Origin of the sequence: Streptomyces regalis (assembly GCF_001509475.1) — a bacterium.
Lineage (GTDB): Bacteria > Actinomycetota > Actinomycetes > Streptomycetales > Streptomycetaceae > Streptomyces > Streptomyces regalis.
Map to the genome: position 1 here is coordinate 1 of NZ_LLZG01000212.1, position 946 is coordinate 946.

1 protein-coding gene is annotated in these 946 nt (G+C 74.0%); it reads right to left on the reverse strand.

Features of this window, described 5'->3' with window-relative positions:
• The coding region (locus ADL12_RS22600) for a tetratricopeptide repeat protein (protein WP_341846375.1) at positions 1-877 on the reverse strand (877 nt) is incomplete at its 3' end.
• Positions 878-946: the final 69 nt, after the last annotated feature.

The window sequence follows — 946 nt, forward strand, 5'->3', positions numbered from 1 at the left end:
GCTCGGGGGCATGCGGGCATGGGGTGAGGGTGGGGAGGTATTCGGGTTGTTCGGCGGCGCGGGTGCGGACTTGGGCGGCTTCGGTGGGGGCGTTGGCGCAGGTGAAGGCGTCGACGGCCTGGAGGTAGGCGGTGCGGGCCTCGGCTGGGCGGTGTGCCGACTCGTGGGCGAGGGCCAGGTTGTAGAGGGCCAGCCCCTCGTGGTACCAATCCTCGAACCCCCGGAGGAGATCCAGGGACTTGCCGTACGCCTCGATCGCCTCCTCCGCGCGACCTGCCTCCCGCAGGGTGCTGCCGAGGTTGTGCCATGCGATGGCCTCGCCGTGGCGGTCTCCGACGGCCCGGGACAGATCGCGGGCCCGGGTGTGGGCCTCGATCGCCTCCTTCGCCCGGCCCGCCTCGTGCTCGGTGCGGCCGAGGTTGTCCCACGTGCCGGCCTCGCCGTGGCGGTCTCCGGTGGCCTGGTGCAGGTCGCGGGCGCGGGTGTAGGCGTCGATCGCCTCCTTCGCCCGGCCCGCCTCCCGCAGCGCGAGGCCGAGATTGTTCCACACGCAGGCCTCGCGATGGCGGTCTCCGGTGGCCTGGTGCAGGTCGCGGGCGCGGGTGTGGGCCTCGATCGCCTCCCCCGCCCGACCCGTCGCCCGCAAGGCATTGCCGAGGTGGTCCCACGCGATGGCCTCGTTCAGCCGGTCCCCGGCACGGTGGGCGGCCTCTCGCGCGGCCTCCGCGACGGCGATCAAGTCGTCGAAATACCGCCGCCAGTGCAGGTACTCCCCCAGATACAGGGCCAGCCGCACCGCCGCGTCTGCGAACCGCTCCTCCCGCGCCCAGCCCACCGCCGCCACCAGACCCGCCCGCTCCCCGTCCAGCCACGCCAACGCCCGTCCCCGATCCCCGAGCCGCTCCGGCCCCTCCAACCCCGGCAACGACCGCAACCAGTCATCGGC